The sequence below is a fragment of the Inquilinus limosus MP06 genome (genome assembly GCF_000767795.1).
GTDB lineage: Bacteria > Pseudomonadota > Alphaproteobacteria > DSM-16000 > Inquilinaceae > Inquilinus > Inquilinus limosus_E.
On the sequence record NZ_JANX01000416.1, the window covers coordinates 1 to 5,730 of the forward strand.

The following is a 5,730-nucleotide window of genomic DNA, read 5'->3' on the forward strand; positions in this document are numbered from 1 at the left end:
GGCGGCGTCGCACAGCGCCACGGCCCGGGGATGGCGGTCCGGCCGGCGGGCGATCTCGCGCAAGGCCCGGCCGCCGCGCAGCAGAGCCGCCTTGGCGCCGAAGACCAGCGCATCCCATCGCGACGGGACCTCGTGATCCGCTGGCAATGTCATGACCGTCCCGCACCTCGCACCGGCTGAGAGGACAGTGGGCGCCGGGAAGATGGCCGGACGATGTCGCGCCGGTGGCGGCGGTGCGGACGGACTTGACCACCGGACCCGCCGGCTTGATGAAAGACGACACTGCGTTTCGATGGATCAGCCATGACCGACGCCCCCCGCCGCATCGGCTTCCTGCTGCTGCCGCAATTCTCGATGATGGCCTTCGCCTCGGCGATCGAGCCGCTGCGCGTCGCCAACCGGCTGTCGCGGCGGCAGGTCTATCGCTGGACCATCTTCTCCGCCGACGGCCTGCCGGTGCCGGCCTCGAACGGCCTGCCGCTGCCGGCCGACGCCGTGGCCGGCAGCCAGGACGACCTGCCACTGCTGCTGGTCTGCGCCGCCTTCGAGCCGCTGGCCGCCGTCACCCCGGCACTGACCCGTTGGTTCCGCCGGCTCGACCGCGCCGGCGCCGTTCTCGGCGGCATCGACACCGGCGGATTCGCGCTCGCCTCCGCCGGGCTGCTCGACGGCTATCGCGCCACCGCGCATTGGGAGGCGCTGGACGGCTTCGCCGAGCAGTTCCCGCGGGTCGAGGCGCGCGCCTGCCTGTTCGAGGCCGACCGCCGCCGCCTGACCTGCGCCGGCGGCACCGCGGCGCTGGACCTGATGCTGCAGATCATCCGCATGGACCATGGCGCCCGGCTGGCGGCGGCGGTGTCGGAGCAGTTCATCTACAACACCCTGCGCCACGCCGAGGACCGGCAGCGCCTGTCGGTGCCGCGGCAGCTCGACATCCGCGACAGCCGCCTGGCCCGGATGGTCGAGATCATGGAGCGCAACGTCGCCAGCCCGATCGCGGTCACCGCCCTGGCCCGCACCGTCGACATGTCGCCGCGCCAGGTCGAACGCCTGTTCACCCGCCATCTCGGCAAGGGTCCGCAGGGCTTCTACCAGTCGCTGCGGCTGCAGCGGGCGCGGTCGATGGTGCAGTATTCCGACGACCCGCTGCTGGAGGTGGCGGTGGCCTGCGGCTTCGGCAGCTACGAGCATTTCTGTCGCTGCTACCGCCGCGAATTCGGTGTGCCGCCCAGCCGCGACCGACGCGCGTCGGCAGCCTAGCGGAAAGCGTCAAGCCACTGTCGCTCCCGATCAAGGTCCGAGCCGGCGCCCAGGCGTAGCCTCGTCCGAGCGGCCGGTGCGCCGGCGATTCGGGGAGGCGGTGGGCGATGGCCCTGCAGACTGACATCAACCGGCGCGTGATCGTGACCTGCGCCGTCACCGGCGCCGGCGACACGGTGGGCAAGCATCCGGAGATCCCAGTGACGCCGCAGCAGATCGCCGACGCCGCGCTGGAGGCGGCGAAGGCCGGCGCCACCGTGGCCCATATCCATGTCCGCAACCCCGAGACCGGCAAGCCCAGCCGCGACCCGGCACTGTACCGCGAGGTGGTGGACCGGATCCGCTCCTCCGGCGTCGACATCGTCATCAACCTGACCGCCGGCATGGGCGGCGACCTGGTGATCGGGCCGCAGGACAACCCCACGGCATTCGGCCCCGACACCGACCTGGTCGGCGGCATCGACCGGCTGCCGCATGTCGAGCAGCTGCTGCCGGAGATCTGCACCCTCGACTGCGGCTCGCTGAACTTCGGCGACGGCTCGCTGGTCTATGTCTCCACCCCCGACATCCTGCGCCGGCAGGCGAAGCGGATCCAGGAACTCGGGGTGAAGCCGGAGCTCGAGATCTTCGACACCGGCAACCTGTGGTTCGCGCGGAAAATGGTGGAAGAGGGGCTGCTCGACACGCCGCCGCTGTTCCAGCTCTGCCTCGGCATCCCCTGGGGCACGCCGCCGGACCCGCGGATGATGCTGGCGATGCGCGACATGCTGCCGGACGGCGCGGTCTGGGCCGGCTTCGCCATCGGCCGGCTGCAACTGCCCTTCGTCGCCCAGGCGGTGCTGCTGGGCGGCCATGTCCGGGTCGGGCTCGAGGACAACCTCTATCTCGACAAGGGCGTCTACGCCTCCAACGGCAGCCTGGTCGAGCGGGCGCGGACCATCATCGAGGCGATGGGGTCCAAGGTGATGACTCCGGCCGAGGCGCGCAGCCATCTCGGCCTCAAGGCGAAGGGTCAGGCCCATGCCGCGTGAGATCCGCACCCTCGGTATCGTCGGCGGCGGCGTCATCGGCAGCGGCTGGGCCGCAAGGGCGCTGGCACGCGGCCTCGACGTCGTCGCCTGGGACCCGTCACCGACCGGCGAACAGGCGCTGCGCGATGCCGTGACCAATGCCTGGCCGGCCCTGACCCGCATGGGTCTGGCCGACGGCGCCTCCCCGGAGCGGCTGCGCGTCCTCGGCTCGGCCGAGGCGGTCGCGGGCGAGGCCGATTTCGTGCAGGAGAGCGCGCCGGAGCGGATCGAGCTGAAGCGCAAGCTGCATCATGCGATGGCCGGGGCCGCGCCGGCCGACGTGATCCTCGGCTCCTCCTCCTCGGGCCTCCTGCCCAGCGAGATCCAGGAGGGCGCGCGGCATCCGGAGCGGATCGTCATCGGCCATCCATTCAACCCGGTCTATCTGCTGCCGCTGGTCGAGGTGGTGGGCGGCCGGCAGACGGCGCCGGAGACGATCAAGGCCGCCACGGCCTTCTACGCCTCGCTCGGCATGAAGCCGCTGCATGTCCGCAACGAGATCGACGGCTACATCGCCGACCGCCTGCTGGAGGCGCTGTGGCGCGAGGCGCTGCACCTGGTGGCCGACGGCATCGCCACGACCAGGGAGATCGACGAGGCGATCTGCTTCGGCGCCGGCATCCGCTGGGCCTTCATGGGCACCAACCTGACCTATCACCTGGCCGGCGGCGAGGGCGGCATGCGGCACATGCTGGAGCAGTTCGGCCCGGCGCTGGAGCTGCCCTGGACCAGGCTGGTTGCGCCGAAGCTGACCGACACGCTGATCGACCGCATGGTCGAGGGCACGCAGGAGCAGGCGGGCGGCTGGCCGATCAAGAAGATCGAGCGCTGGCGCGATGAGCGCATCATCCGGATCCTGCAGGCGCTGGAGGGTGCCGACCGCGACACCGGCCACCCGACCTACGATCCGCGGCCCGGCACCTTCTGAGCCGCCCCCGATCCCCGCGCCCGCGGGGATGGCGCGGCCGGGACCGATGCGAGTCCCCGGCCGCCGTTCGCCTGACTCCGCCCGGCCGGGTGCGCCCCGGCCGGGCTTTTTCGTCGCTACTTCACATGCGCCCGCAGGGTGCGGCCGCGGATGCGCTCGCGGTGCATGATGTAGAGGCTGGAGGCGATGACGATGCAGGCGCCGATCACGATGAAGGGGTCGATCCGGTTGCCGAAGAACAGGCTGCCATAGGCCAGGGCCCAGACGATCATGGTGTACTGCATCGGCGCGATGGTGCTGGCCGGGGCCAGCGACAGCGCCCGCACCACCAGGAACTGGGCCGACCCCATCAGCAGGCCGGCGGCGCCGACGCGCAGCACGTCGAACCAGCTCGGCAGCTGGAACACGAACAGCGCGACCGGCAGGCTGGTCACCAAGAGCCCAAGCATCACTGCCGTCACCATCACCGCCCGCTGCTCGTCCCGGCTGATCCTGCGCATGATCAGCACCACGCCGGCGCCGGTGAACACCGAGCCGAGGGCGGAGAGATGGCCCAGCGTCAGCGTCTCGAAGCCCGGCCGGACCATGACGAGGATGCCGAGGAACCCGACCACCACCGCGGCCCAGCGATGGGCCCGCACCTGCTCGCCCAGGATCGGGATCGACAGGATGGTCACTACCATCGGCGTGCAGAAGGCGATGGCATAGACCTCGGCCAGGGGCAGGGCGGAGAAGGCGTAGAAGCCGAAGATCGTGCCGATCCCGGCCAGCAGGCCGCGCAGCATGATCAGCCGCGGATGCGCCGCCCGCATCCGGCCGAGGCCGCCGTCGCGGCGCAGCATGATCAGGATCGGGATGCAGGCGAAGGCGACCTGCATCGGGATGATCTGGAAGATCGAATAGGTGGCCGTCAGCCCCTTCACCAGCGCGTCGCTGGACGCGAACATCAGATTGGCGAGGAGTGAGCACAGCACGCCGAGCAGCGGCGTCTCGATCGCTGGCGCGGCGGAGGAGGCAAGGGCCGGCGGCGCCGTGGGCGTGTCAGCAGGGGCCATCGGGACAGTCTCGTCGCCGCGCCGCCAGAATCGCATGGTCGTTCCGTCCCCTCCGGGGCGGAGGCTGCCCGGCCCGCCCCGTATGTCAGGCATACGCCTGCCGGCGGAAAACGGGTGGTGAAAGCCGGAAGGGCTGGCATGCACGCGGGGCGGCCATTGTTGTGGAAACGTTTTAACGCTGCCTCACCGGCGGCAATCTCAACTGAGGCAAGAAGATCGATCTCTGTGGCTGTCCGACGGATGTTGACGTTCACACGGATTCATCCAAACATGAAGCAACGGTCAGACAAATAGGCGCCGGCGCGGTCGGACCCGCGGTGAGAGCGCCGAGGGGAGGGATGTGAGCGCTGTCGCCTCGTCCGAACGGCCTGCAGGAGCGGCGGTGATCGCCGCCGAGGGCATCTCGAAATCCTTCGCTGGGGTCGAGGTGCTGCGCGGCATCGATCTCGCCCTGGCCGGCGGCGAGATCCATGCGCTGCTGGGCGAGAACGGCGCCGGCAAATCGACCTTTGCCCGCATCCTGGCCGGGGTGCACCGTCCCAGCGCCGGGCGGCTGCTGCTGCAGGGAAGGCCGGTGGAGATCGGCTCGCCGCTCGAGGCGCAGCGCCTGGGCATCACCCTGATCCATCAGGAGCCGATCTCGTTCCCGCATCTCTCTGTGGCGGAGAACCTGTTCATCGGCGGCAGGGAAGGGGGACCTTTCACTCGTGTGCGCTGGCGCGGCATGGCGGCCGAGGCGCGGCGGCTGATGGACGATCTCGGCGTCGCCATCGACGTCACCCGGCCGACCGGCGGCCTGTCGATCGCCGACCAGCAGATGGTCGAGATCGCCCGGGCGCTGGCCGCCGACAGCCGGCTGATCCTGATGGACGAGCCGACCGCGCCCCTGACCCCGCGCGAGGTCGAGACCCTGTTCGCCATCGTTCGCCGGCTGCGCGATGAGGGCCGCGCCGTGGTCTTCATCAGCCATCGGCTGGAGGAGGTGCGAGCGCTGTGCGACCGCGTCACCATCTTCCGCGACGGCGAGCGGGTGGCGACCGCGGCGGCCGCCGACCTGCCGGATGCCGAGATCATCCGGCTGATGATTGGCCGGCCGCTCAAGGCCTTCCTGCACAAGGAGAAGGCGGCGATCGGTGAGACCGCGCTGGAGGTCGAGGGGCTGGGCCGCGCCGGCCGCTTCGCCGATATCGGCTTCACCCTGCGGCGCGGCGAGGTGCTGGGCATGGCCGGGCTGGTCGGCGCCGGCCGCACCGACGTGGCCCGGGCGCTGTTCGGCATCGCCCCGGCCGATCGTGGCCGGATCCGGATGAAGGGGCGGGAGGCGGCGATCACCGATCCGGCGCGGGCGATCGGCCTCGGCCTCGCCTATGTGCCGGAGGACCGGGCGGCCGCCGGCATCTTCCGGTCGCTGCCGGTC

5 protein-coding genes are annotated in these 5,730 nt (G+C 71.0%); 4 read left to right on the forward strand and 1 reads right to left on the reverse strand.

What is annotated here, in order from left to right; translation table 11 throughout:
- The first annotated feature begins 303 nt into the window (after positions 1-303).
- From P409_RS24545 to P409_RS24555, 3 genes are all read left to right on the forward strand, one after another.
- Complete coding sequence (locus tag P409_RS24545) at positions 304-1,260, forward strand: GlxA family transcriptional regulator (RefSeq protein ID WP_034844776.1); 957 nt, start codon at positions 304-306, stop codon at positions 1,258-1,260.
- A 107-nt stretch (positions 1,261-1,367) separates the two neighbouring features.
- A complete protein-coding gene (locus P409_RS24550) occupies positions 1,368-2,291 on the forward strand; it encodes a beta-keto acid cleavage family enzyme (RefSeq protein ID WP_238578766.1) in 924 nt (307 codons plus the stop codon).
- On the forward strand, positions 2,281-3,258 hold the full coding sequence (locus P409_RS24555) for an L-carnitine dehydrogenase (protein WP_052121351.1): 978 nt from the start codon (positions 2,281-2,283) through the stop codon (positions 3,256-3,258). Before P409_RS24550 ends, P409_RS24555 begins: the two co-directional genes overlap by 11 nt.
- A gap of 116 nt (positions 3,259-3,374) precedes the next feature.
- Here the strand turns inward: P409_RS24555 and P409_RS24560 are convergent, their stop codons facing one another.
- Positions 3,375-4,313, reverse strand: coding sequence for a DMT family transporter (locus P409_RS24560; RefSeq protein WP_161790465.1), 939 nt, complete (start codon positions 4,311-4,313; stop codon positions 3,375-3,377).
- A gap of 340 nt (positions 4,314-4,653) precedes the next feature.
- Between P409_RS24560 and P409_RS24565 the strand changes: the two genes are divergently transcribed.
- Positions 4,654-5,730, forward strand: a 1,077-nt coding sequence (locus tag P409_RS24565; protein WP_202964794.1) for a sugar ABC transporter ATP-binding protein, incomplete at its 3' end; no start/stop codon positions are given.

Coding starts and splice junctions, on each gene's coding strand:
- P409_RS24560 (WP_161790465.1), bottom strand. CDS start 4,313: ATGGCCCCTGCTGACACGCCCACGGCGCCGCCGGCCCTTGCCTCCTCC.
- P409_RS24545 (WP_034844776.1), top strand. CDS start 304: ATGACCGACGCCCCCCGCCGCATCGGCTTCCTGCTGCTGCCGCAATTC.
- P409_RS24555 (WP_052121351.1), top strand. CDS start 2,281: ATGCCGCGTGAGATCCGCACCCTCGGTATCGTCGGCGGCGGCGTCATC.
- P409_RS24550 (WP_238578766.1), top strand. CDS start 1,368: ATGGCCCTGCAGACTGACATCAACCGGCGCGTGATCGTGACCTGCGCC.